Annotated in this window: 1 pseudogene; it reads left to right on the top strand. The window is 29.9% G+C overall.

Features of this window, described 5'->3' with window-relative positions:
* Positions 1-103: 103 nt before the first annotated feature.
* A pseudogene (locus QP752_RS11315) lies at positions 104-254 on the top strand (IS256 family transposase); the annotation flags it as partial.

Here is a 254-nt window from a genome sequence, read left to right as displayed (position 1 = left end):
ATGAATTATTCCTTAATTTAATTTCCTAAAACATTAGAAAAAGGAGTTCCTTTCTCGTATGATTGGTTTGAACAAAAAAACATACAGAAAGAAGAACTCCTTCATGAATGATTTTACCAAAAATATAACTCAAGCTCTATTCAATCAAGATAAAATTAATGATTTGCTTCGTCATGAAATCCAACAAGCTGTTAATGACATGTTAGAATCTGAACTGACTGCCTTTTTAGGATATGATCCCTATGCTAGAAATG

Source organism: Corynebacterium sp. UMB10321, from assembly GCF_030228725.1.
In the GTDB taxonomy this organism is placed as follows: domain Bacteria; phylum Actinomycetota; class Actinomycetes; order Mycobacteriales; family Mycobacteriaceae; genus Corynebacterium; species Corynebacterium pseudogenitalium.
The sequence above is the reverse complement of the archived record's forward strand: the minus strand, read 5'-3'. Positions and strand labels throughout refer to the sequence as shown.